Source organism: Pseudomonas sp. MYb60, assembly GCF_002979555.1.
Lineage (GTDB): Bacteria > Pseudomonadota > Gammaproteobacteria > Pseudomonadales > Pseudomonadaceae > Aquipseudomonas.
Map to the genome: position 1 here is coordinate 520,047 of NZ_PCOZ01000001.1, position 24,853 is coordinate 544,899.

Here is a 24,853-nt window from a genome sequence, read left to right on the forward strand (position 1 = left end):
GCGTGCATCCTCAAGGCGAAAGTAGGTAGCCGCTGCGGTAGGCCTCCAGGCCTGCGACATGGCCGATGACCATCCCGGCAGTGGCCATGCGGCGCAGCGAACGGGCGTACAGCAGGCCGGCATTGCGACAATGCACGGGCGTGACGCGGTCGGTAATGGGGTCGATGATTTCAGCGAGCAGTTGCCCGGCCTCCAGGTATTCGCCGGGCAGGGCGCTGAACACCAGCAAGCCGCCGACCGGTGTGACCACGGGTTCGACACCGGCCAGGGGCGTGGCCGGGTAGGCCAGGTCAGGCAGTGGTGCAACGTCGCCGGCAATCGCGCCGAAGTGAATCAGGTAGTCGATGATCGCCTGGCAATCCAGAGCGGCCAGGCCGTGGTTCACATCGCCCTGGCCACGCAGTTCGACGGTCACCGAAAAGCTGCCCAGGGGGATCGGAAAAAGCTCGCCGAAACGCTGTTGCAACTGCCACCACACCAGGGTGAAACATTCATCGAAAGACTGCCCGCCGGAATCGGTTGCGAGCAGATTCGCCTCCGAACCGATATAGCGCGCCAGCGGCTCCACCTGTGGCCACGCCTCGGGAGTGGTGTACAGATGCGCCACGGCTTCGAAGTCGCAGTGCAGGTCCAGCACCATGTCGGCATCGCAGGCCAGCCGCTGCAGCACCAGGCGCTGGGATTGCAGCTGGGTGGCGGCGGTCTGGGCGGCAAGGGCGGTGTAGAGGGCGGCGCGGATCAGTTCGACGTTGTGCTGCGCATCTTCGTTGAGCGCATCCTCGACCAGGTCACCCACGGTTGCGCTGAGGTCGACAAACAGACGATTGAAGTTCTGCCCGCTTTCCAGCTCGTAGCGGCCCAGCGGCACGTCCATCAGCACCTGTTCCAGGCCCACCGGATTGGCCACCGGCACCAGCACGATTTCGCTGCGCAAGCGTCCGGCAGCCGCCAGCTGCGCCAGGCGCTGCTTCAAATGCCAGGCCACCAGCATGCCCGGCAACTCATCGGCGTGCAGTGATGATTGAATGTAGACCTTGCCCCCGGCGTGTTCCGGGCCGAAGTGAAAGCTGTGGATCTGCCGCGCGGTGCCGGGTACCGGCGCGATCAGCTCATGAACCTGATGACGCATGAAGGCTCCTTAATGGCTCGGCCCGAGGAAGGCCAGCCAGCGGCGCTCCGCCAGGCGAAACAGCCCCACCAGTGCAAAGGTCACGGTCAGGTAGATCAGCGCAGCGATGCCGAATGATTGAAAGGTCATGAACGTCGCGGAGTTGGCGTCACGCGCGACTTTGAGGATATCGGGGATCGTCGCGGTGAAGGCCACCGTCGTCGAGTGCAGCATCAGGATCACTTCATTGCTGTAATAGGGCAGCGAGCGACGCAACGCCGAGGGCATGATCACGTAAGCGTACAGCTTCCAGCCGCTGAGTCCATAAGCCTTGGCCGCTTCGACTTCGCCGTGGGCCATGCTGCGGATCGCCCCGGCGAAAATCTCCGTGGTGTAGGCGCAGGTGTTGAGGGCAAAGGCCAGGACGGTGCAGTTCATCGCATCACGGAAGAACGCGTCCAGCAGCGGTTGTTCACGCACGGCGGCGATGCTGTAGATGCCGGTGTAGCAGATCAGCAGTTGGATATAGAGCGGCGTGCCCCGGAACAGGTAGGTGTAGAACTGCACGGGCCAGCGCACCAGGCGCTTGCGTGATACGCGGGCGATGGACAACGGAATCGACAGCACAAAGCCGATGACCAGGGCGGCCGTGAGCAGCCACATCGTCATGGCCAGGCCGGTGATGTGCTGACCGTCGCTGTAAAGGAACGGGCGCCAGTATTCCTGCAAAAGTTCGATCATCGCACGGCCTCCCGGGAACCTGCGGAGTAGCGACGTTCCAGACGGCGCAGGACGAAGTTGGAAGCGCTGGTGATCATCAGGTAGATCAGCGCGGCGAGCACCAGGAAATAGAACAGTTGATAAGTGCTTTTGCCGGCATCCTGGGCGGCCTTTACCAAATCCGCCAGGCCAATGATCGAGACCAGCGCCGTGGCCTTGAGCATCACCATCCAGTTATTGCCGATGCCCGGCAGGGCAAAGCGCATCATCTGCGGGAAAGTCACGTAGCGAAACCGCTGGCCGCGCTTGAGGCCATAGGCCGTGGCGGCTTCGAGTTGGCCGCGGGGCACGGCGAGGATCGCGCCGCGAAACGTCTCGGTGAAATACGCACCGTAGATAAAGCCCAGGGTAATCACCCCGGCGCTGAATGGGTCGATCTCGATGTATTCCCATTCCATGAAGTCAGTAAGGCCGGTGAGCCAGGTTTGCAGGCTGTAGAAAATCAGCAGCATCAGCACCAGGTCGGGCACGCCGCGAATCAGCGTGGTGTAGAGCTGGGCCGGAATCCGCAGGAATGGCAGGCTGGACAATTTGGCGCTGGCGCCGAGCAGGCCCAACAACACGCTGACCGCCAGGGACAGCACCGACAACTTGATGGTCATCCAGGTGCCTTGCAGCAACAGCGGGCCGAAACCCTTCAAGCTGAACGCGCCCAGCCCGAGGGTTTGCAAGAGTTCTTCGAACATAAATCAGGACCTATGGCGATAAAACAGCGCCCCTGCCGGCAGGGGCGCTCCGGGCATTACTTGCCGCTGTACAGGTTCAGATCGCCAAAGTGTTTCTTCTGGATGGTGGCGTAGGTGCCATCATCGTGTAACGCTTTGATACCTTTATCCAGGAGGGCCTTCAGCTCAGTGTTACCTTGTTTGATACCGATCGCGGTTTTCGACGGCAGCAAGGGGTCGTCGATAGCGGCGCCCACTTCATACCCGGCACCGGCAGGCGACTTCAAAAAGCCCAGCTCGGCTTGCAGCATGTCTTGCACGGAGGCGTCGAGGCGGCCGGAGGTCAGGTCGGCGTAGACCTGGTCCTGGTTGGCGTAGGCCTTGGTGGTCACCCCGGCTTTATCCAGCACAGCCTTGGCGTAGGCTTCCTGGATGGTGCCTTGCTCGTAGCCCACGGACTTGCCCTTGAGGGATTCCGGGGTGGAGAAGCCCGCACCTTTCTTGAACACCAGCGAGGTCGGGCCGGAGAACAGCTCGTTGGAGAAGTCGATGGCTTTTTCACGCACCGGGGTCACGGTCATGGACGAAATCACGCCGTCGAACTTGTTGGCCTTGAGGCCTGGAATCATGCCGTCGAAGTCACTTTCGACCCACTTGCACTTCACCTTCAGCTCGGTACAGATGGCATTGCCCAGGTCGATATCGAAGCCTACCAGGCTGCCATCGGCCGCTTTGGATTCGAACGGCGCGTAGGACGGATCGACACCAAAACGCAATTCCTTGTATTCCTTGGCCAGCGCGGAACCGGCGGCCATGCACAGAGCCAGTGCAGAAAGGGTCAGCAATGCTTTTTTCATTAGGTAATCCCTGGAAACCAAGATAAGCGCTTGTGGCGCATTTAGGACTGTTACTGAACGGTGTCAGACGCATCACTGGTAGCAATTTCTGCACCATAGTTCCGAAAGTTCGTTTTAACAGGTAGGAATCTAGAGATATGACTGTAGGAGGTGACCGGAAGCGGGCACTGAAAATCCAGTGCACCATTTTGGATCTGGCGATGAGCAAAATGCGGGAGCGGGTGTGTGTTCAGGTCAGCAGGTCTTGCAGTGTGGCCAAGCTGTCGGCTTCCTCCACCGCCTTATCCTGCCGCCAGCGCAACATCCGTGGAAACCGCACCGCAATCCCACTCTTGTGCCGCTTGGAGAGGGCAATCCCTTCGAAGCCCAACTCAAACACCATGCTCGGCGTGACGCTGCTGACCGGACCGAATTTTTCCACTGTGGTCTTGCGCACAATGGCGTCGACCTTGCGCATTTCCTCGTCGGTCAGGCCTGAATAGGCCTTGGCGAATGGCACCAGGGTGCGCTCGCTGCCAGGTGGGCCGTCCCACACGGCGAAGGTGTAATCGCTATAGAGGCTGGCGCGCCGGCCGTGGCCGCGCTGGGCGTAGATCAGTACGGCATCGACGCTGAACGGGTCGACTTTCCATTTCCACCACAGGCCCATGTCCTTGGTGCGGCCCACACCGTAGAGGCCCTTGCGGTCCTTGAGCATCATGCCTTCCACGCCCAGGCTGCGGGACGCTTCGCGTTGCTCGGCGAGGTCCTGCCAACTGATGCCGGTCAGCAGCGGTGAGGCCCGGAGCACGGGCTGGTCGCACTGTTCGATGACCTGTTCAAGCTGAGTCCTACGCTCGGCCTGGGGGCGGTTGCGCCAGTCGTCGCCCTGATGTTCCAGCAGGTCGTAGGCGAGCACGGCAACTGGCGCATCCTCGAGCACTTTCTTGCCGAGGGTCTTGCGCCCGATTCGCTGTTGCAGCAACGCGAAGGGTTGCACCGCGTCTTTCCACACCACGATTTCCCCGTCGATCACCGTGCCGTCGGGCAAGCCGCTGACCAGGCTGTGGAGCTCGGGGAAACGTTCGGTGACCAATTCTTCACCCCGGGACCAGACCCACAGCCGGCCCTCTCGCTTGACCAGTTGTGCGCGAATACCGTCCCATTTCCATTCCACCTGCCAGTCCGCGGGGGCTCCGAGCATGGCCTCGAATTGCTCCACAGGTTGCGACAACCCGTGCGCCAGAAAGAACGGATAGGGTTGTCCGCCTCGTTGCGCATGTTCGTCAGCCGATTCCGCGGCGATCAGTTTGAGGTAGCGTTCCGCCGTAGGACGATTGGACAGATCGGTGTAGCCCACCAGTCGCTGGGCCACGCGTTTGCTGTCCAAGCCCGCCATCGCGGCGAGGGCGCGAGTGACCAGCAACTTGGAAACCCCCACGCGAAAACTGCCGGTGATCAGCTTGATGCACACCATCAGGCTCGGTTGATCCAGTTGCGCCCACAGCGCCGGCAGGCGCTCGGCCAATTCCAGGGGCGGCAGGCCGCGCAGGGGCAGGAGTTTTTCTTCCAGCCACACGGCCAGGCCGTCTTCCGAGGTGTAGGGCGATTCGGGTAATAGTAGGGAAATGGTCTCGGCCAGGTCGCCCACTGATTGGTAGCTTTCTTCAAACAACCACGCTTCGATGCCCGAGGCCTCGGTGGCCATGTCCCGCAGCAACCGCGTCGGCACCAGTTGGCGAGGGCGCCCGCCGGAGAGGAAATACACCGCCCATGCCGCATCGGCCGGGGGGGCCTCGCGGAAATAGGCTTGCAGCGCGGCAAGCTTGGCGTTGCTGGAGGTGGTGGCGTCGAGGTTGGCGTACAGTTCGGCAAACGCTTTCATGTGCCGGCCTCCTCTTCGTCGTCACCGTATTCGGTGGTGAAGCCTTGGGCATCCAGGCCTTTTTCCCGCAGGTGACGCACCAACACGCCGACCGACCCATGGGTGACCATCACCCGCTCGGCGCCGGTTTGCTCGATGGCCCATAACAGGCCAGGCCAGTCTGCGTGGTCCGACAGCACGAAGCCCCGGTCCACGCCGCGCCGCCGACGGGTGCCGCGCAGGCGCATCCAGCCGCTGGCGAACGCATCGCTGTAATCGCCGAAGCGCTTGATCCAACTACTGCCGCCGGCGGAGGGTGGGGCGATGATCAGCGCCTGGCGCAGCAGGGGATCGTTTTTCTGGATATCACCGGCGTAGAGGGTTTCAGGAATGTAGACGCCGGCTTCGCGGTACACCCGGTTCAAGGGTTCGACCGCGCCATGGCTGAGGATCGGGCCGATGCTGGCGTCGATGCCATGCAGGATCCGCTGGGCCTTGCCGAAGGAGTAACAGAACAACACGCTGGCCTTGCCGGCGGCGATGTTGGTCTGCCACCAGTCATTGATCCCGGCGAAGATCTGCGCCTGGGGTTGCCAGCGGTAGATCGGCAGGCCGAACGTGGATTCGGTGATAAACGTGTGGCAACGCACCGGCTCGAAGGGCGCACAGGTGCCGTCAGGTTCAATCTTGTAGTCGCCGGACGCCACCCAGACTTCGCCCTGGTATTCAAGGCGCACCTGGGCCGAGCCGAGCACATGCCCGGCCGGGTGGAAACTCAAGGTCACGCCGTGATGATTCACGCGTTCGCCGTAGGCCAGGGTTTGCAGGTTGATGTCCTGGCCGAGGCGTGAGCGCAGGATGCCTTCGCCGGGGGCCGCCGCTAAATAATGAGTGTTGCCGGTGCGGGCGTGGTCGCCGTGGGCATGGGTGATCACCGCACGTTCCACCGGGCGCCAGGGGTCGATGTAGAAGTCTCCGGCGGGGCAGTAGAGGCCTTCGGGGCGGGCGATGACAAGGTCCATGGGCGTGCCGGGGGCAATGGGCTTATCAGGTAGGAGGGAAGTAGGACTTGAGAAGTTCTATCTGATTGCATGAGGGCCAACTGTGGAAGGGCCCCCCTCCCACAGTTGGTGCCGGTTTCTTCAGCTACTTGCCGGGTGTAAGGGTCAACCTGGCTTTCCCATACACCTTCTCGAAGTTCTGCGGCTGCATCGGGAAGCTCAGGTATTGCGCCTTGAGCGACGGGTCGATGCCATTGGCATAGTTCGGGCTGGCCGGGTTGCCGGACTGGCCGATGCCACCCTGGCCGGTCATGGGTTCGACTTGGCCGAAGTCGACGATCATGCGCAGCGCCGACGTCTGCGTCGTGTTGAAATCCTGGCCCCAGTGGTAAGGCGATGGGTTGAGGGTGTTGTGGTCACCCCCGGAGGCCAGCGGGCCACGGATGACTTGGCCGTTGCTGTTCTTCCAGGTGGTGGTGTGCAACTTGCCCCATTGCCAGGCCTTGTGGTCCGCACCCAACTGGCTGTCGCCGGCGGTGATGGCGGCGGCCAGGCTCCGGGCCAGGATCGCCGGTTTGTCTTCTTTCTGCGCTGTACGCACGTCATCCCAGAACGGGCTGTCTTCACGCCCCAGCAAGTGGTCGGCCTGGGCGGCGTAGGAGAGGCTGGCGTTGCTGACGAACGCCTTCCAGCTTGCACTGTTTTCCGGGCCCAATTCGTCGAGGAAGATCTGCTTGGTGCTTTCCTGCAGGAACAGCTCATAGATCGCCGCGTCAGCGGATGTTGCTGCCAGGCGGCCGTCGAAAGCCATCAGGCGATTGAACGCCTCCCGAGCCTTGGCCTGTTCAGCGGCCGGCAGCGCATCGATCGCCTGTTTCAGCGGCTGGGCCATGCCCGGCGCCTGGAACATGGTCTTGAGCTTGGCCGCAAATGGAGTGGTCTGGTCGTACTGCATCGCGATGATGCTGCGGGTGTCATGTTTGCCTGCATTGGCCAGTTGAGCCAGGCGCTCGCTGCGCTCCGGCGCGTCCCAGGAGTTGGACAGTTGCATGCCATAACCGCGCGGTGCGGTGCGTTGGTTGGCGGTGCCGACCCAGCCCTGGACCGGATCCTGGTCGTAGGGGTGCAGCATCGCGTCGGCATAGCCATCCCAGTCGAAACGCGTGTCCCAGCCCGGCGACGGCAGCAGGCCTTCGCCTTCGCGGCGGTTGGGGAAGCGGCCGGTGACTTGCCAGCCGATGTTGGTGGCGTCGGCAAACACCAGGTTCAACGCGATGGCGCGGATTTCCCGGGTTGCGTCCGAGGCCTTGCCGGCGTTTTGCGCACGGGACAGGTCGAAGAACGCATCAAGGCTCTTGTCGTCCTTGAAGTCGGCGGTTTGCAGCGCCAGGCCAAGGCCGCTGGTCAGTGCCTGGCTGCTGTTGAGCAGGGCGCCGTGGCGGGTTTCGTAGACCACTTCGCGTATCGAGCGTTGGCCTTTGACGAAGAAGGTTTCGTTACGCACAGTGGCGGGGAGCCATTTGCCGTTGCTCTCGTAGTACAGCGCGCTGCCTTGGCGTCGGACTTTTTCCAGGAACAGGTCCTGGGTGTCGCCCTTGACCGTGCTCACGCTCCACGCAACGTTGCCGTTGAAGCCGGACAGCAACGTCGGCAGGCCGGCAATCGAGGCACCCACGGCCTGGTATTTCGGCGCGCGGATCTGCACGTAGTTCCACGGCGATGGAGCGTGTGGCTGGGCGGCGAGGTCGTTGGCCAACAGGCTTTTGCCACTGCGGCTGCGTTGCGGGCCGATCGCCCAGTTGCTGGAGGTGGTCACTGCCAGCGCGTTGAGGCTGCTCAACTGCTGGCTCACCGCGTCCAGCCCGGCGAGGCCGGTGATCTGGCTCAGGTTCACACCCTTGAGCTTGTCGGCTTCACCCAGCGGGATCGCTTCATCCGGCGCGCTCGGGGTGAGCCAGGCCAGTTTGTCGACGCCGACTTTCTGCGCCAGCACCAGGGAGGCGATTTCTTCCTGCAGGTTGGCCGATTCGCTGAAATTCAGCAGGCAGAACAGCAGCGCCGAGTCCTCCGGCTTCCAGTACTCGGGCTTGTAGCCGGTCTGGGCCAGGTCTGCCGGCAGTTTGTCGTGGTAGCGGAACAGGTAGGCGTTGACGCCGCGCGCATACACTTCAAAGAAGCGCTTGAGGCGCGGGCTTGACGCGTTGTACAGCTCGGCGGCGCTTTTTTTCAGGTTGACCGCGCGCATGAAACGGTCGACATCGAGCACGTCGGCGCCCGACATTTCCGCCAGCCGGCCCTGGGCCAGCAGACGCAGGGTGACCATTTGGGTGATGCGGTCACTGGCGTGCACATAACCGAGGCTGAACAGGGCGTCGTGGAACGTGTTGCTTTCGATCAGCGGCATGCCCTGGGCATTGCGGCGCACGGAAACATTCTGCGCCAGGCCCTTGAGCGGCTGCACGCCGGCAACGGGAGGCAGGGTGTCCTGGGTGCTCTGGAGCTGGCAACCGGCCAGGCTCAACGCACTGGCCACTGCCGCGGCAACGCCGAACCGGGGAAGAAAATGTGAAAGGGCTGGCGAGGCCATGGCAAAGCTCCTGCGGGGGGTAGCGTCAGTAAAGGCGCTACGTTAGTGAGCGCGGCGAAACGACGCAAGCGGGAGTTTTTGGATAAGCATGAGAACTTGAGACTTGCGCAGATAAATGTAGGAGCGGGCTGGCCCGCGATAGCGGCGTGTCAGTCAACGCATGGGGTTCTGAACCACCGCTAGCCCGCTCCCACCTTTAGACCCCAAAGGGTCTAGGTTCAGGATGTTGGCGGGTTCACTTTCTGCACCAGCTCATACGCCCGCACGGTCGCTGGACGTTCCTTGATGCTGTTGAACCAGCGATGCACGTGTGGGAAATCTTCCAGGCGCTGGCTCTGCCACTTGTGGGAAACGATCCATGGGTAGATCGCCATGTCGGCAATGCTGAAGGCCTCACCGGCAACGAACGGTCGGTCCGCCAGGCGTCGGTCCAGCACGCCGTAAAGCCGCGCGGTCTCCTCCACATAACGCTTGATCGCATACGGGATTTTCTCCGGTGCGAACTGGCTGAAGTGATGATTCTGCCCGGCCATTGGGCCTAAACCGCCCATAGGTATAGGTGACGTTCGGGGCGCGAAAATTCAATCAACTATTTAGGCATAGCCTTAGCAGCGAACTACACGGCGCCATCCACCAGCACCTGCAACGACTGCTGCGAACAGCGCTCGATGCGCACCTGCACCCCATAGACCTCGGCGAACAGCGTCGGGTCGAGCACCTCATCTGCTGCGCCGCTGGCGTACAGGCGTCCCTGGCGCAGCACTGCAATATGGTCAGCGAAGCGCGCGGCCAGGTTGATGTCGTGCAGGACCACCACGGCGATCAATTGGTGTTCGCGCACCAGGCTGCGGACGCAGTCCATGACCTTGAGCTGGTAGTTGAGGTCGAGGGCACTGGTGGGCTCATCCAGCAGCATCACTTGCGGACGACGGGCGATGAGTTGGGCCAGGCTGACCAGTTGGCGCTGGCCGCCCGACAAGGTGCTCAACAGCTGGTCGGCGAGGTGGGCAATGCCGATGCGTTGCAACGCGCCAAAGGCTTCACGCAGGCACGCATCGCTGGACATTGGAATGCCGTCCACATTGGCCACGCGCAAGGCGGCGATCACGCTTTCCATCACGCTCAGGCTCAGGCCCGGTGGCAGGTTTTGCGGCATGTAGGTGACGCGCCGCGCGCGGTCGGGCACGGACATGGCTGACAGCTCAAGGTCGCCAAGTCTTACTACGCCGTGCATCTTTTCCAACCCGGCCACGGCGCGCAGCAAGGTGGACTTGCCGGCGCCGTTCGGGCCGATCAGCGCGGTGAGGCTGCCGTGGGGCAGGGTGGGCAGGCTCAGGTCATGCACAATCTGGCGACGCCCATAACTCACATGGGCGTTGAGGATGCTCAACCCTTCACTCATGACTGCCTCCCACGTTTGAACACCAGCACGACAAAGATCGGCACGCCCACCAGCGCGGTGACGATGCCCACCGGCACGATCACGCCGGGCATGATCAGCTTGCTGGCAATCGACGACAGCGACAGCAGCAAGGCGCCGGTCAAGGCGCTGGCCGGCAGCAGGAAGCGCTGGTCTTCGCCGACCAGAATCCGCGCGATATGCGGACCCACCAGGCCGATGAAACCGATCGTGCCGACAAAGGCCACGGCGGTGGCGGACAGCAAGCTGATGCGCAGCAGCGAGAAAAACCGCAGGCGCTTCACGTCCACGCCAAAGCTTTGCGCGCGGTCTTCACCCATGCGCAGCAACGTCAGGCGCGGGGCGGCGGTGAAGGAAAACGGCAGCACTGTTGCGACCACCAGAGCCAGGATACCGAGCTTGTCCCAGTTGGCCCGGGTCACACTGCCCAGGGTCCAGAACACCAGTTGTTGCAACACGTCTTCGGTGGCGACCAGTTGCAGGAGCGCCACCACGGCGTTGCAGCTGAATACCAGGGCGATGCCGAACAGCACCAGGCTTTCGACGCCGGCGCCGCGCAGGCGTGACATGGCTTGCAGCAAAAATACCGAGGCCGCCGCGAAGATAAAGGCTGACAGGGAGATCGCCGTATTGGCCGACAGCCACGTCGTGGTCACCGGAAACACAATCACCAGGGACGCGCCCAATGCCGCCGCCGACGACACCCCGAGCGTAAATGGGCTGGCCAGCGGGTTGTTCAGGATCGCCTGCATCTCTGCGCCGGCCAGTGACAGCGCACAGCCCACCAGCACGGCCATCAGCGCGTAGGGCAGGCGCACGTTCCAGACGATCACCTGGTCGGTGGCGCTCAAATGGGACGGGTGCAGGATGCCATCGAGCAAGGCCAGCAGGCCCATGCCCGACGGGCCGCTGGCCAGGTCGACGAGGATTGCGCAGACCAGTGCGCTGCCGAGCAGCCCCAGCAGCCAGGCACGCCTTGCCAGCAGTCGGCGATAGCCATGGGTCGCGCTGGCGAGGTCGAGGGTTTGAGTGGTCATGTGTTTCCCACAATCTTGAAGGCGAAGAGGATCCAAAGGTAAAAGCTGGCTGGATTTCCTACAGGGCGATAAACCTTACTTGGGCGTGCTGTCGACCCAATAGGCGCCCTGCAATGGCATCCCCAGGAATTGCGCGTTGATTTGCTCCACGGTGGCCTGCGGGTCCACGTTGGCGAACAGCTGCGGGTGCACCCATTTGGCCAGTGCTTCAATCGCCAGCAGGTTGTAGGGCGAGTTGTAGAAATCGTGCCAGAGACCGTGGGCATTGCCCTCACGGATTGCACGAAGGTTGGCGAATTCCGGCCGCGCCAGCACGCGTTCCAGTGCCGCGTGGGCTTCGTCGTTGCCAACGCCGGCGCCCAGGATCAGCCCTGGTTGGCGGTTGCCGGTGGCGACGTACACATCCGGGTCGGCCTTGAGGGCAAACTCCACGCTGATATCCCCCAGCGCGCCCGGGACCACGCCGGCCGCAATATTGCGCCCGCCCACCAGTGCAATCAGCTCGCCCATGCCGCTTTTGCCGGTGGTATGGCCTGGGGCCTGCCAAACGCCGGCCAACAGTTCGAGAAACACGCTCGGGCGTTCGCCAGCGGGCAGGCGGGCGACCGCGTCGGTGATGACGTTGATGTGTTGGTCATAAAAGTCCAGGAACGCCTTGGCCTGGGATTCCCGGCCGAGGGCCTTGCCCAGCGCGGTCAGGCTGGTGTGGGTACCTTCAAGGGGGTTGATGCGAAAATCGACAAACACCACCGGGATGCCCGCCTTGGCCAGTACATCGGCCACCGGGCTGTGTTCGGTGGGGCCGTGCCCGGAGATGCTGAACACCGCTAGGTCTGGTTTGAGCGAGAGGATTTCCTCGGCGCTGACGCTTTGTTCCGACGCCTGCCCGATCAACGGGATGTCTTTCACCGTGGGAAATTTCGCCACGTAGGCGTTGTAGGTGTGCTGGTCCAGCAGGCGCAAATCGTTCTGCCAGCCGACGATGCGCTTGAACGGCGCGTCCTTGTCCAGCAAGGCAAATGCCGAGACCAGCCGGCCTTCGCCAAGCACCACGCGCTGCACGTTGTCGGGCACTTCGACGGTGCGGCCCAGGACATCGGTGACCTGCTGGGCCGCAGCAGTGTCCACGTGGCCCAGCGCCAATGCGCCGAACAGCACGCCGAGCTTGAGCAGGTGACGGGGTTTGAACATGGCAGGCACTCCAGTTGATCATGACTCTCATTTGGACGGGCTAGTCTAAAGAGCGACATCGCCGGCAATGCCCTGGTTTTGTATCGCCGCTGCGTGATTATGGTTTCCCACAACATTCCATTACATTTGCGTGCAGCGCCGGCTGATTTTTCGGCTATTTCCTGCGTTCTACCGTTTTTGGATTGACTGCCCATGGCCACGCAAGACCACCTGCTGATCGTTGATGACGACCCGCAAATCCGCCAATTGCTCGGCGAGTACTTGAGCGACGCCGGTTTCCAGGTGTCCACCGCCGCGGATGGCAAGGAGATGCGCCGGCGCCTGGAAATGAATGTCATCGACCTGATCGTGCTGGACGTGATGCTGCCCGGCGAGGATGGCCTGAGCCTGTGTCGCGAGTTACGGGTGAACGCCACGACCCCGGTGGTGATGCTGACCGCAAAGGGCTCGCTGATCGACCGTATCGTCGGCCTGGAGATGGGCGCCGACGATTACCTGCCCAAACCGTTCGACCCCCGTGAATTGCTGGTACGGATCAAGGCGGTGCTGCGCCGGGTGCAGAGTTTTCCCGACCGGGCACGTTTGGACGAGGCACCGAGCATTGGGTTTGCCGGCTGGCAACTCGACACCCGCGCGCGGCAATTGCTTTCGCCCCAGGGCGTGGTGGTGAGCCTGGGCAACTCGGATTACCGCGTGCTGCGCCTGCTGTTGCAGCACCCCAACCGACCGCTGAGCCGCGACTTTCTGCTCAACCACGTATTCGACAAGGACAGCACGCCGTTCGACCGCTCCATCGACGTCTGCGTCAGCCGCTTGCGCTCGCAATTGCCGGCGGGGCTGATCAAGACCGTGCGTAACGAGGGTTACATGCTCACTGCCGATGACGTGGTGCTGCACTCGTGAGAATACTGCCGCGTTCGCTGTTCGGGCGGCTGGTGTTGATCCTGGTCAGCGGCATGCTCGCCGCGCAGGCCCTGACCAGCAGCGTGTGGTACGACCGGCGCCACGGCCAGGTGCTGGAGATCCCCGCGCGGCTGATCGCCACGCGCCTGGCGGACGTGGTACGCCTGGTACACAGCGACCCGGCCCGGGCCGAGTTGCTGATCACGATGCTCGACGCGCCGGACTTTCGCCTGACCCTGAGCGACCAGGCCAGCAGCGTGCCCAGCAGCCTGCGCGACAGTGACCGGCCTACCGAGCGATTGATCAACCAGGTGCTGTCGGAGAAAACCGGTTACTCCCAGACCCTGCAGCTGTTGCGCCTGGCCGTGGTGGATGGCGAAGGGCAGGCTGCCGGGCTTTCGACCTTGCTGGGCTCCAAGCCGGTGGTCGGACAATTCCTCATTGATCTGCGCCTGCCGGACGGGCGCTGGTTGCAGGTGAATGCCAGCGAAGCACAGGGCTGGACCAGCACGTCGCCGCTGGATGTGCTGTTTGACTATGTCATGCGTATTTATCTGCTCAGGGTGCTGGTGCTCGTGGTGATCGCGCTGGTGGCGGTGCGCTTGGCGATTCGTCCGCTCAAGGCCTTGGCTGAAGCGGCCGAAGCGCTGGGCCGGAATATCCAGCGCCCACCGCTGTCGGAGGACGGTCCTACCGAGGTCCGTCGCGCCGCCCAGGCATTCAACGCCATGCAACAGCGGTTGATCGCCAATATCGCCGAACGCACGCGTTTTCTCGCGGCAATTTCCCACGACTTGCGCTCACCCATCACACGCTTGCGCCTGCGCACCGAGATGCTCGATGACACGCGTACACGTGAGCGTTTTCGCAGCGATCTGGAAGAGATGGAACACATGGTGTCCAGCACCCTGGATTTTGTCAGCAGTGGCGAGATCAACGAGGCCCGGCAGAATATCGACATCAACGCGTTGCTCCAGAGCTTGCAGGCAGACCTGCAGGACGTAGGGGAAACGGTGATGATTGAGGGGCGGGCAACGCAGCCCTTGCCGGGGTATGCCCGCAGTCTTAAACGCTGCGTGCAGAACCTGCTGGAAAACGCGGTGCGTTATGGCCGTGAGGTGGTGATGCAGGTGGAGGATCATGTCGATTGCCTGAGAATCGTCATCAGCGACCGTGGGCCAGGGATTCCCCAGGAACACCTAGAGCAGGTGCTGGAACCGTTTTATCGGGTGGAAGGTTCACGCAATGCCGAGACCGGCGGGTATGGCTTGGGTTTGAGCATCGCTCACACCATTGCCAGGGCGCATGACGGGCAGTTGAGTGTGCGTAATCGGGAAGGCGGGGGGCTTGAAGTGGAGCTGCGATTTCAACGCAAATCCTGAATGTGAGGTGCACTTTGAATGTGGGAGTGTGCTTGCCCGCGAATACTGAGTGTCAGCCACTGGATAAGTGGCTGATACACCGCCTTCGCGAGCAAGCTCGCTCCTACACCAGCCTGCTCACAACTGGATCTTCAGCGTGGCATCAGGCCCCGTGGCACTTCTTGAATTTCTTTGCGCTGCCGCATGGGCATGGGTCGTTGCGGCCTACGTCCTTCAACGCATTGCGCACCGGCTCCTGATGAGCGTGGCCGCAGTTCGGGCCGTGGACATGGCCGTGGTCGTGATCATGGTGATCGTGATCGTGGTTGCAGTCAGGACCATGGACATGGGGTTGCTGAGTCATCGATGTTGCTCCGGAATAAAATCGCCGGGGATTATCTCGCCATTGTGGGCGACCTGCACGTCATAACCGATGAATAATCCGGTTTTGAGCTCACCTTCGAGGCGATACGGCACAGGCCGGTCGGGATTTTTCAGCAGGCGCACCACATCGCGTATCTGCGGCCAGAGGTTGGTACGTACCGAAATCCGGAAAAACGCATGCCCGTGTGGCGGCACGGTCAGCCATTCGTTGGACTCGCCCTCGGTGAGCACCAGCCTGTCGAGGGTGATCTTGTAGATCAGGCCACGCACCGTCAGGTCCGAATCGTCGCGGTTGTCGACGCGAAAGAACAGCTTGAATTTCTGCTCGAGCATCTTGGCCCGTACCACTTCGACCTTGACCAGAGAGACGTGGGGCGGCGGCGAATCGTCCTCGAACCACGACGCGCAACCGGTCAGGCCGAAGGTTAACGCCAGCATCAAGCTGTACATCCGGAGCATGGCGTCTGTCCTGTGGGGTGGGGGTTATAGGTAGCTGGAACAACACTTCTTGAATTTCTGCCCGCTGCCGCACAGGCACGCATCGTTGCGTCCAGCCTTCACCTCCACGGTCGGATCGATGAAGTACCAGCGCCCGTCATTCTGTACGAAAGAAGACTGTTCGCGGTGGCTATGTTCGCCGGTGCTGTCATGCCAGCGGGCGGTAAACGTCACGAACGCGTGCTCCGGCTGGCCGCCGAACACTTCGGAGCTTTCCACTTCCAGCCCCAGCCAGGTGCTCTGGGCGCTCCAGGCGCCGATGGCATCACGGTCCAGGCCAGCCTGTTGCGCGGGCAGGGTGGTCGTCACCAGGTAGTCGACCAGGCCCAGCACATAGGCGCTGTAGCGCGAGCGCATCAGCGCGGTGGCGCAGGGTGCCGGGTGGCCTGCGTGATAAGGGCCGCAGCAGGCATCCAGCAGGTTGCCACTGCCGCAGGGGCAAATGGATGTACTCATTGGGTTACCACCAATACTTGCCAAAATTTTCCGGGTTGGCCCAGAACCGGGCGTTGAGCCAGTCCGGTACCTGTTTATAGTCAAGCAGATCGTAGGTAAACAGCGTCAGCACCTGTCCATCGCGCTGGAAACGCTCGCCGGCCTGCAGGGCCAGGGAAAAGAAGTCGGTGTCTTTCCAGTCGCAGGCGCCCAGGTCCACGCAGACGGCAATGCGGCTGGCGTTGAGGTTGCGGATGCCGCCGAGCAGGGTCAGGCCTTGGGGTTTTGACAGGTGCTCCAGGCAATCGACCACCAGCGCCAGGTCGAAACGCTGCGCCGCCAGTTCTGCCGGCAGCGGCCCGGGAGGCGCAGCGCATACCTGGGTGTCGGGGTGCGCCGCCTGGAAAGCGTCCAGCGCCGGGAACTGGCTGGCGCCCAGCAACAGCAGGCGCTTGGGCCGGTGCAGGTCGAGCAGGGCGGCCAGGGCTTGCTGGGGGGTACGGTCGGAAATACCAGCGGTCATCGGAGATCCTCACATCAGGACCGTAGAGACTAGCGCGGCTGAGCCTGCGGGCCTAGAGCGCACAATTGCGAAAAGCCAGCGTTCTTTGATCATCCCCAATGAATACGGGGGATCGGCGCAGTGGCGTAGATGAAAAGAGCCGTCTTTACTCCACCCATCGGCCCCTCGCCGATCCCCTCAGGAGAAATCAGATGAGCATCATGCGGACAGCTCTACCCTTGGTTCTGCTAACCGGAGTATTGACAGGTTGCGCAGGTTTGCAAAAAACCGATTGGCCCACCTGCGCCGCCCTGGGCGGTGTGACGGGCGCGGCATTGGGTGCCACCGAAAGCTCATCATGGGCGGGTGGCGGTGCCTTGCTGGTGGGCGGCCTGGCCGGCGCCTATTGCTGGGTGCATGGCGATGGCGATGAGGATGGCGATGGCGTGCCGGACAGCCGCGACAAGTGCCCGGGCACGCCAAAAGGTGTGCAGGTGGATGCTGACGGTTGCCCGCCAGTCGTGGCTGCAGTGGTCGAGGAAGTCATTGTGGTGAAGGAAGAAACCATCGTGATTCGTGACGTTCACTTCGAGTTCGACTCGGCCAGATTGACGCCTGCCGACAAGACCAGCCTCAACACCATTGCCACGCGCCTGAAACAGGAAGCACCGAGTGCCCAGTTGCGTGTGACCGGGCATACCGACAGTGTCGGCAAAGATGCCTACAACCAGCGGCTTTCAGACAAGCGTGCCCATTCGGTGACGGAGTACCTGATCCAATCCGGTGTGCCACGCAGCAACTTTGTATCGGTCACGGGCGCGGGCGAAAGCCAGCCGGTCGCCGACAACAAGACTGCTGATGGCCGCGCCCTCAACCGTCGCACGGAAATCCAGATCAACCGCTGACAGCCCTTGCCCCTGTGGGCTCCACAGGGGCATTGCCGGCAACCCTCCTGGCTCAAGTTTTTTGAACCTTCACTGGCAAATCGCCTGTGGAAGTCGTTACTGTGCGTCCAAAGAAAAATTTGAATGTGTTCAGGAGCCCCATGATGCGTAAGGTTTTACTGTTGGCCCTGCTGGTCAGCCCGATTGCCCTGGCCCAGACCGTCAGTGTTGAAACCAATTCGTTGATGCGCTTGCCCAGCAGCACCAGCGTGTTGCAACTGGAGCGCCTGGACGTGGCGGATTACGGCACCTTGCTGATTCCTTCCACCATCAGCCAAGTGACGGTAGATGAACTGCACCTGGGCCGCGATGCGCGTATCGCCATCGTTCCCGGCAGTACGGGTTTGCAATTGCAGGTACGGCATGCGCAGTTGGACCACGGCAGTCAGATCACCTCGCGCGGTGCGCCGGGCACCCACGAAAAACCGGCCAAGGCCGGGCGTGACCTGACCTTGCGTATCCATTCGCTGGTAGCGGAAGAGTTGTCGGTGGATGCCCGTGGCGGCGCCGGTGCCCAGGGCTATGCCGGGCTAGATGGTGCGAATGGCGAAGACCCGGGTTGCACCTGGGGCTCGGCCGGCCGGGGTGCCAACGGCGATAACGGCGGCGACGGCTTGCCCGGTGCGGCGGGAGCGCAAGTGCGGGTCGAGTTGCCGCAAGACTTCCCGGCGGAGCAGATCAAGGTCTGGGTCGATGGCGGTGCCGGTGGCTTGGCCGGCACAGCGGGCAAGCCTGGGCGTGGTGGTCAGTCCAAGGGCTGCCTGGTGTACCGGGCCGATGGCGGCGAGAAAGGCCGTCCAGGCTTGGAAGGGCAGCCGGGGCCGGCTGGGCCTGCGGGGACTGTGACCATCCAGCGGCTTTGAATTGCCTGGTCTGACGCCATCGGGGCAAGCCCCCTTCCACAATTGGACTGCATTCCAACTGTGGGAGGGGGCTTGCCCCCGATAGCGGACTAAAGCCCGCCTCAGAACATCGGCCGAGCCGAAGCAATCGCCACCACCACCAACCCCACAATCAGGTTAATGCCCACCAGTCGGCGAATCTGCCCCAGCACCGCCACCCCCGCCGGCCAATCCGACGCCGCGACCGCTGCGCGCAATTCCGGCAGTTTCAACGCCTGGACGCGGATAAACAGCGCGGTCATCACCACATACAAGCCATCATCACCTGCACATAACGTGGCGCGGTCTCAAACCCGTTGAAGCGCAGCTGCAGCAGGCCTACGCCGCTGATCGGCAAAATCGCCACCGCGACCCACACCCACACAAAAAAACGTTGAAACACATTCGTCCACAAAGTGAGCCGGGCAGGCCCCTCAAGTGCCGCCCCAGCGGCGGGGCGCAGGATCATCCAGGCGAAAAACATACCGCCGACCCAGATCAGGGCGGCCAATACATGCAGGGTGTAGGCGAGGCTAAACGCGGTCATTGTGGTACTCCGTTCTGCGCGGGATTAATTAGCGGGGTATGATAGCGGCCGATCCGAACCACTGAAAATTTATCCAGCGTTTTTTGCGCCCGACTATCCATGATCAGCACTGAACTCAAAACCACGATCCAGGGCGCCTATTCGCGTTTTCTCGAAGCCAAGAGCTTGAAACCGCGCTACGGCCAACGCCTGATGATCGCCGAAGTGGCCAAGGTCCTCGGGGATATCGACACCGACGACGAAGGCCGCCGCGAAGGTGAGCCTGCGGTCGTTGCCGTCGAGGCCGGCACCGGTACGGGCAAGACCGTGGCCTACAGCCTGGCCGCGATCCCCACCGCCAAGGCCGCCGGCAAGCGCCTGGTGATCGCCACCGCCACCGTCGCCCTGCAAGAGCAGATCGTCTACAAAGACCTGCCCGACCTGATGCGCAACAGCGGTCTGAATTTCACCTTTGCCCTGGCCAAGGGCCGTGGCCGCTACATGTGCCTGTCCAAGCTCGACGTGCTGCTGCAGGAAGGCCACGCGCAAACTGCCACCGCCCAGCTGTTCGAAGAAGAAGGCTTCAAGATCGAAGTCGATGAGGCCAGCCAGAAGCTGTTTACCAGCATGATCGAGAAGCTGGCCGGCAATAAATGGGACGGTGACCGCGATAGCTGGCCCACTGCCCTGGAAGATTCCGACTGGGCCCGCCTGACCACCGACCACAGCCAGTGCACCAATCGCCATTGCCCCAACTTCGGCCAGTGCGCCTTCTACAAGGCTCGCGAAGGCATGGGCAAGGTCGACGTGATCGTCACCAACCACGACATGGTGCTGGCCGACCTGGCCCTGGGCGGCGGCGCGGTGCTGCCAGACCCGCGTGACACCCTCTACGTGTTCGACGAAGGCCACCACCTGCCGGACAAGGCCATCGGCCACTTTGCCCATTACACGCGCCTGCGCTCGACCGCCGACTGGCTGGAGTCCACCGCCAAGAACCTCACCAAGTTGCTGGCCCAGCACCCGCTGCCCGGCGACTTGGGCAAGTTGATCGAGCAGGTGCCGGAGCTGGCGCGGGAGATCAAGACCCAGCAGCAATTCATGTTCAGCGCCTGCGAGCAGGTCGCCGACTTCAAGCCCGGTGAAGACGTGGAAGGCCGTGAGCGGCCGCGTCACCGCTTCGTCGGTGGCCTGATTCCCGAGCACATGCGCGAAATGGGCATCGAGTTGAAGAAGGGTTTTTCACGCCTGACCGACGTGTTTACACGCCTCACCGACCTGCTCAAGGAAGGCATGGACGGCGAGGTCAACATCGGCATCGCCAGCAACCAGGCCGAGGAATGGTACCCACTGTTCGGCAGCCTGCTCTCCCGTGCCCAGGGTAACTGGGAGTTGTGGACCGCCTTCACTGTCGAAGACCCGGAAGACAACCCGCCCATGGCCCGTTGGCTGACCCTGGCTGAAAGCGGCGCGCTGTTTGATATCGAAGTTAACGCCAGCCCGATCCTCGCGGCCGAAATGCTGCGCCGCAACTTGTGGAACGTCGCCTATGGCTGCCTGGTGACGTCGGCGACGCTGACTGCCCTGGGCACCTTCGACCGCTTCCGCATGCGCGCCGGCCTGCCAAAAAAGGCGGTCACGGCGGTCGTACCGAGCCCGTTCCACCATGCCGATGCGGGCGTGCTGCGGGTGCCGGACCTCAAGGCCGATCCGCGGGACGCGGCGGCGCACACTGCGGCAATCATCCGCGACCTGCCGGACCTGGTCGAAGGCTCGAAAGGCACCCTGGTGCTGTTCTCGTCACGCAAGCAGATGCAGGACGTGTTCGACGGCCTGGACCGCGACTGGCGCAAACAGGTGTTCATCCAGGGCAACCTGTCCAAGCAGGAAACCCTCAACAAGCACAAGGCGCGGGTGGACGGCGGTGATTCCAGCGTGTTGTTCGGGCTTGCCAGTTTCGCCGAAGGTGTGGACTTGCCTGGCGCCTACTGCGAACACGTGGTGATTGCCAAGATCCCGTTCTCGGTGCCGGATGATCCGGTGGAAGCAGCACTGGCCGAATGGATCGAGGCGCGGGGCGGCAATCCGTTCATGGAAATCTCCGTGCCCGACGCCTCCCTGAAGCTGGTGCAGGCCTGCGGACGCTTGCTGCGTACCGAACAGGACCGGGGCACCATCACGTTGCTCGACCGCCGCCTGGTCACCCAGCGCTATGGCAAGGCTATCCTTAATGCGCTGCCGCCGTTCAGGCGCGAAATTTCTTGAGCCACCGTGGGCGAATTCGCCCACTTCGTGGTCTATCTCACTGTATTTCACCAGGCCTTTCATCGGCCGTCCGGGAGAACCTTGTTCGTATGATTCCCACGCTGCCTGCTCTATTTGCCCTGCTGTTTGCCGCGCCTCTGATGGCCGCGCCTGCCGGGCAACAGACCCTGTTCAACTTCGTCCGGCCTGCCGATGTGGTCAAGGTGGCGACTCAGGACGCCAGCCTGCCCCAATACAACGCCGAACAAACCGCCGAAGGCGAAGTGCTGCGTCGCATCACGTTCAACCCGGCCGCCGAGCCAAGCCTGGTGCTCAGCCCGCAAAGTGGCGTATGGGACTGGTCCCAATCCAGTGCCATGAGCTTGCGCATCCAGAGCGCGATGGATTGGGCGTTGACCCTCTACGTCAAGGTGCAGAGTACAGATGGCAAGACCCTGGTCAGCCGCATCGACCTGCCGGCCGGCCCGGCCCAGACCCTGCTCGTTCCGCTGCAAGCCAACTCGCCGTTGAGCCAGGGCATGAAGGCCGGCCCGCCGATGCCGATCACCGTCGACGGCCAGCGCGTCCTGTTGGCCGGCAGTTTCGGCGAGATCGACCGCAGCCAGGTAGCTTCGGTCACCGTATCGATGATCAAGCCCGCTGCCGCCCAAAGTATCCTGCTGGAGCGCTTTGGCGTGCAGGACAGTGAGCCGGTGTTGAAGGCCGCCTACAGCGAACTGGTCGACGCCTACGGCCAATCCACCCGCGCGCGCTGGCCGGAAAAAGTCAGCAACGACGAACAGCTCAAGGCCGCCGCTGCCCGCGAGCAGCAACAATTGCAGGGCTGGTTGGCGACGCGGGATAAATCCGCGCTGGACCAATACGGCGGCTGGAACAAAGGCCCCGCGTTCGACGCCAGCGGTTTCTTCCGCACCGAAAAGCGTGACGGACGTTGGTACCTGGTGACGCCGGAAGGCCACCCGTTCTATTCGCTGGGGGTCAATACCGTGGCTGCGGATAACAGCCAGACCTACGTGGCCCACCGCGAATGGATGTTCGGCGCGCTGCCGAAGACCGGCGAGCCGTTCGACAAGTACTACGGCAGCGGCGACAACCGCACGGGCAACGGTGCGGGCGAGGGCCGCAGCTTCGGGGCGGGGCGCTGGTACGATTTCTACGGTGCCAACCTGCAGCGCACCTACGCAGGCGAAGGTTTTGACCATAAACGCTGGGTCACCCACACCCTCGACCGCCTGCAGGCCTGGGGCTTCAACACCGTGGGCAACTGGAGTGACGAAGACCTGGCCACCGCTGACCGCGTGCCCTACACCTTGCCGCTGTCGATCGTCGGCGACTACGCCAGCATCAGCACCGGCACCGATTGGTGGGGCGGCATGCCCGACCCGTTCGACCCGCGCTTTGCCATGGCGACCGAACGCGCAGTGGCCATTGCCGCCCGCGATCACCGTGATGATCCGTGGCTGGTCGGTTTCTTTGCCGACAATGAACTGGCCTGGGCCGGCCCCGGCGATGATCCAAAATCCCGCTATGCACTGGCCTACGGCACCTTGCGCATGACCACCGACGTGCCGGCCAAGCGCGCGTTCCTCAAGCAATTGCGCGACAAATACCGTAATGAACAGGGGCTGTCTAAAGCCTGGGGTATCGAGCTGGCAGGCTGGGAGTTGATGGAAGACCCAGGCTTCGAACCGCCCATGCCGAATGCCGAGCACCCGGAAATCGAAGCGGACTTCAAGTATTTCCAGAAGACCTTCGCCGATGCCTACTTCAAGACCATCTCCGACTCGCTCAAGTGGCATGCGCCCAACCAGATGCTACTGGGTGGCCGCTATGCAGTGAGCACGCCGGAAGCCGTGGCATCCTGCGCGCAATACTGCGACGTGCTGAGCTTCAACATGTACACCCTCAAGCCTCAGGACGGTTATGACTTCGCTGCCCTGCGCGCGCTGGACAAGCCGGTATTGATCACCGAGTTCAACTTCGGCTCCGCCGACCGTGGCCCGTTCTGGGGCGGTGTGACGCAACTGGCGCGGGAAGAGGATCGCGGTGCTGCCTACGGCAACTTCCTCAAGCAGGCCATGGCCGAGCCGTCGATTGTCGGCGTGCACTGGTTCCAGTACCTGGATCAACCGGTGACCGGTCGATTGCTGGACGGTGAAAACGGCCATTTCGGCTTGGTCGGCATCACTGATGTGCCGTACCAGGGATTTGTCGACAGCGTGCGTAAAAGCAACCTGGCGGCCGTCGATCAATTGGGCAAGGAGGCACAAAAGGCCACGACGCCCGGCGCCGTGCGTGAAAACACCCATGGCGGCAGCGGGCATGACGGCAAAGGCGCTGGACATGCCGGCGGGCACGCTGGAAATGGGCATTGATTAAGGGCTGACGGGTTCACAAAAGCTACAAGGGCTGGAACAATGTCGGCCACTTTTTCGATGTTTTTCGAGGGCGCTCCGGTGCAGATTCAGGGTCATTACGAGCTCCAGTTCGAAGCGGTACGCGAAGCCTTTGCCGCGTTGTTCGATGACCCGCAAGAGCGTGGCGCCGGGCTGTGCATCCAGGTTGGCGGGCAAACGGTCGTCGACCTCTGGGCCGGCACTGCCGACAAGGACGGGGCCGAGGCCTGGCACAGCGACACCATCGTCAACCTGTTCTCCTGCACCAAGACCTTCACCGCCGTCACGGCCTTGCAACTGGTGGCGGAGGGCAAACTGCAACTGGATGCGCCGTTGGCCAATTACTGGCCGGAATTCGCAGCGGCCGGCAAAGAGGCCGTCACCCTGCGCCAGTTGCTGTGCCACCAGGCCGGGTTGCCGGCAATCCGCGAGATGCTGCCCATCGAAGCGCTTTACGACTGGCAACGGATGGTCGACACCCTGGCCGCAGAAGCGCCTTGGTGGACACCCGGTCAAGGCCACGGCTATGAGGCGATCACTTACGGCTGGTTGGTAGGCGAACTGCTGCGTCGTGCCGACGGGCGCGGACCGGGGGAGTCCATCGTGGCGCGGGTGGCGAAGCCGCTTGGGCTGGATTTCCACGTGGGACTTGCAGACGAAGAGTTTTATCGCGTTGCCCATATAGCGCGCAGTAAAGGCAACATGGGCGACGAAGCGGCACAACGTTTATTGCAAGTCATGATGCGTGAACCCACGGCCATGACGACCCGGGCATTTGCCAACCCGCCGTCTATTCTGACCAGCACTAATAAGCCTGAATGGCGACGCATGCAGCAGCCGGCGGCAAATGGTCACGGTAATGCACGCAGCCTGGCTGGTTTTTACAGCGGTTTGTTGGACGGTAGTTTGCTGGAAAGCGACATGCTCGAAGAACTCACCCGCGAACACAGTATTGGCCAGGATAAAACCTTATTGACGCAAACCCGCTTCGGCCTGGGCTGCATGTTGGACCAACCACAATTGCCCAATGCCACGTTCGGCCTTGGCCCACGTGCGTTTGGGCATCCCGGCGCAGGCGGTTCGGTGGGGTTTGCAGATCCGGAACATGATGTAGCGTTTGGTTTCGTGACTAATACATTGGGGCCTTATGTACTTATGGACCCCCGTGCGCAGAAGTTGGTCGGAATATTGGCCGGTTGTCTGTAAACCCCTTGCTGTTTCACGTTTTTTTGTTACAAAGGCAACTATAAGAAGGTGCTGCGGGAAAGT

The 24,853-nt window shown here is 62.4% G+C and carries 21 protein-coding genes and 2 pseudogenes; 7 read left to right on the forward strand and 16 right to left on the reverse strand.

Annotated elements, in window-relative coordinates; genetic code table 11:
* Positions 1-10: 10 nt before the first annotated feature.
* The 11 genes and pseudogenes from CQ041_RS02370 to CQ041_RS02420 form a co-directional block, all read right to left on the reverse strand.
* Positions 11-1,129, reverse strand: coding sequence for a succinylglutamate desuccinylase/aspartoacylase family protein (locus CQ041_RS02370; protein WP_105520561.1), 1,119 nt, complete (start codon positions 1,127-1,129; stop codon positions 11-13).
* A gap of 9 nt (positions 1,130-1,138) precedes the next feature.
* On the reverse strand, positions 1,139-1,849 hold the full coding sequence (locus CQ041_RS02375) for an ABC transporter permease (RefSeq protein WP_105520560.1): 711 nt from the start codon (positions 1,847-1,849) through the stop codon (positions 1,139-1,141).
* Complete coding sequence (locus tag CQ041_RS02380; protein ID WP_105520559.1) at positions 1,846-2,574, reverse strand: ABC transporter permease; 729 nt, start codon at positions 2,572-2,574, stop codon at positions 1,846-1,848. The genes CQ041_RS02375 and CQ041_RS02380 overlap by 4 nt, the downstream gene beginning before the upstream one ends.
* A gap of 56 nt (positions 2,575-2,630) precedes the next feature.
* The gene (locus CQ041_RS02385) at positions 2,631-3,410 is read right to left on the reverse strand and encodes a transporter substrate-binding domain-containing protein (RefSeq protein WP_105520558.1); all 780 of its coding nucleotides are present in this window, start codon (positions 3,408-3,410) and stop codon (positions 2,631-2,633) included.
* Positions 3,411-3,639: 229 nt separating this feature from the next.
* The gene (locus tag CQ041_RS02390; protein WP_105520557.1) at positions 3,640-5,274 is read right to left on the reverse strand and encodes an ATP-dependent DNA ligase; all 1,635 of its coding nucleotides are present in this window, start codon (positions 5,272-5,274) and stop codon (positions 3,640-3,642) included.
* Positions 5,271-6,275 carry a ligase-associated DNA damage response exonuclease gene (locus CQ041_RS02395; protein WP_105520556.1) on the reverse strand — a complete coding sequence of 335 codons (1,005 nt, stop codon included), beginning with the start codon at positions 6,273-6,275 and terminating at the stop codon, positions 5,271-5,273. Before CQ041_RS02395 ends, CQ041_RS02390 begins: the two co-directional genes overlap by 4 nt.
* Positions 6,276-6,399: 124 nt before the next feature.
* On the reverse strand, positions 6,400-8,841 hold the full coding sequence (locus CQ041_RS02400; RefSeq protein ID WP_105520555.1) for a penicillin acylase family protein: 2,442 nt from the start codon (positions 8,839-8,841) through the stop codon (positions 6,400-6,402).
* A 218-nt stretch (positions 8,842-9,059) separates the two neighbouring features.
* Positions 9,060-9,392 (reverse strand): annotated as a pseudogene (locus CQ041_RS02405) (glutathione binding-like protein); the annotation flags it as partial.
* A gap of 65 nt (positions 9,393-9,457) precedes the next feature.
* On the reverse strand, positions 9,458-10,243 hold the full coding sequence (locus CQ041_RS02410) for an ABC transporter ATP-binding protein (RefSeq protein ID WP_105520554.1): 786 nt from the start codon (positions 10,241-10,243) through the stop codon (positions 9,458-9,460).
* Positions 10,240-11,298 (reverse strand): iron ABC transporter permease, encoded by a 1,059-nt coding sequence (locus tag CQ041_RS02415; protein WP_105520553.1) that lies wholly within the window; start codon positions 11,296-11,298, stop codon positions 10,240-10,242. The genes CQ041_RS02410 and CQ041_RS02415 overlap by 4 nt, the downstream gene beginning before the upstream one ends.
* A 75-nt stretch (positions 11,299-11,373) precedes the next feature.
* Positions 11,374-12,489 carry an ABC transporter substrate-binding protein gene (locus CQ041_RS02420; protein WP_105520552.1) on the reverse strand — a complete coding sequence of 372 codons (1,116 nt, stop codon included), beginning with the start codon at positions 12,487-12,489 and terminating at the stop codon, positions 11,374-11,376.
* A gap of 192 nt (positions 12,490-12,681) precedes the next feature.
* Here CQ041_RS02420 and CQ041_RS02425 point away from each other — a divergent pair, with 192 nt between their 5' ends.
* Both CQ041_RS02425 and CQ041_RS02430 read left to right on the forward strand, forming a co-directional pair.
* Positions 12,682-13,392, forward strand: a complete 711-nt coding sequence (locus tag CQ041_RS02425; RefSeq protein WP_105520551.1) for a response regulator — start codon at positions 12,682-12,684, stop codon at positions 13,390-13,392.
* Entirely contained in the window at positions 13,389-14,774 is a 1,386-nt protein-coding gene (locus tag CQ041_RS02430; protein WP_105520550.1) for an ATP-binding protein, read from the forward strand. The genes CQ041_RS02425 and CQ041_RS02430 overlap by 4 nt, the downstream gene beginning before the upstream one ends.
* A 142-nt stretch (positions 14,775-14,916) precedes the next feature.
* Here the strand turns inward: CQ041_RS02430 and CQ041_RS02435 are convergent, their stop codons facing one another.
* From CQ041_RS02435 to CQ041_RS02450, 4 genes are read right to left on the reverse strand one after another with little or no spacing between them, the layout of a single operon-like run.
* On the reverse strand, positions 14,917-15,117 hold the full coding sequence (locus CQ041_RS02435) for an SEC-C metal-binding domain-containing protein (protein WP_026136698.1): 201 nt from the start codon (positions 15,115-15,117) through the stop codon (positions 14,917-14,919).
* Positions 15,114-15,596, reverse strand: a complete 483-nt coding sequence (locus tag CQ041_RS02440) for an LEA type 2 family protein (RefSeq protein WP_105520549.1) — start codon at positions 15,594-15,596, stop codon at positions 15,114-15,116. Before CQ041_RS02440 ends, CQ041_RS02435 begins: the two co-directional genes overlap by 4 nt.
* Before the next feature lie 24 nt (positions 15,597-15,620).
* Entirely contained in the window at positions 15,621-16,091 is a 471-nt protein-coding gene (locus tag CQ041_RS02445; RefSeq protein ID WP_105520548.1) for a YchJ family protein, read from the reverse strand.
* A gap of 4 nt (positions 16,092-16,095) precedes the next feature.
* Positions 16,096-16,593 carry a DUF6231 family protein gene (locus CQ041_RS02450; protein WP_105520547.1) on the reverse strand — a complete coding sequence of 166 codons (498 nt, stop codon included), beginning with the start codon at positions 16,591-16,593 and terminating at the stop codon, positions 16,096-16,098.
* Between the two features lie 191 nt (positions 16,594-16,784).
* Between CQ041_RS02450 and CQ041_RS02455 the strand changes: the two genes are divergently transcribed.
* Together CQ041_RS02455 and CQ041_RS02460 are read left to right on the forward strand one after the other, a co-directional pair.
* Positions 16,785-17,477: an OmpA family protein gene (locus tag CQ041_RS02455; RefSeq protein WP_105520546.1), complete on the forward strand. Its 693-nt coding sequence runs from the start codon at positions 16,785-16,787 to the stop codon at positions 17,475-17,477.
* A 143-nt stretch (positions 17,478-17,620) separates the two neighbouring features.
* Positions 17,621-18,379, forward strand: a complete 759-nt coding sequence (locus CQ041_RS02460) for a hypothetical protein (RefSeq protein ID WP_105520545.1) — start codon at positions 17,621-17,623, stop codon at positions 18,377-18,379.
* A 101-nt stretch (positions 18,380-18,480) separates the two neighbouring features.
* On the opposite strand, the pseudogene CQ041_RS02465 reads toward CQ041_RS02460, so the two are convergent.
* Positions 18,481-18,944: pseudogene (locus tag CQ041_RS02465) on the reverse strand (CopD family protein).
* 99 nt (positions 18,945-19,043) lie between these two features.
* On the opposite strand from CQ041_RS02465, the gene dinG reads away from it, so the two are divergent.
* The 3 genes from dinG (at position 19,044) to CQ041_RS02480 (ending at position 24,790) form a co-directional block, all read left to right on the forward strand.
* Positions 19,044-21,188: an ATP-dependent DNA helicase DinG gene (gene dinG, locus CQ041_RS02470; RefSeq protein WP_105520544.1), complete on the forward strand. Its 2,145-nt coding sequence runs from the start codon at positions 19,044-19,046 to the stop codon at positions 21,186-21,188.
* Positions 21,189-21,277: 89 nt separating this feature from the next.
* Complete coding sequence (locus tag CQ041_RS02475; RefSeq protein ID WP_105520543.1) at positions 21,278-23,563, forward strand: beta-galactosidase; 2,286 nt, start codon at positions 21,278-21,280, stop codon at positions 23,561-23,563.
* Between the two features lie 81 nt (positions 23,564-23,644).
* Complete coding sequence (locus CQ041_RS02480) at positions 23,645-24,790, forward strand: serine hydrolase domain-containing protein (protein ID WP_105520963.1); 1,146 nt, start codon at positions 23,645-23,647, stop codon at positions 24,788-24,790.
* Positions 24,791-24,853 lie beyond the last annotated feature (63 nt).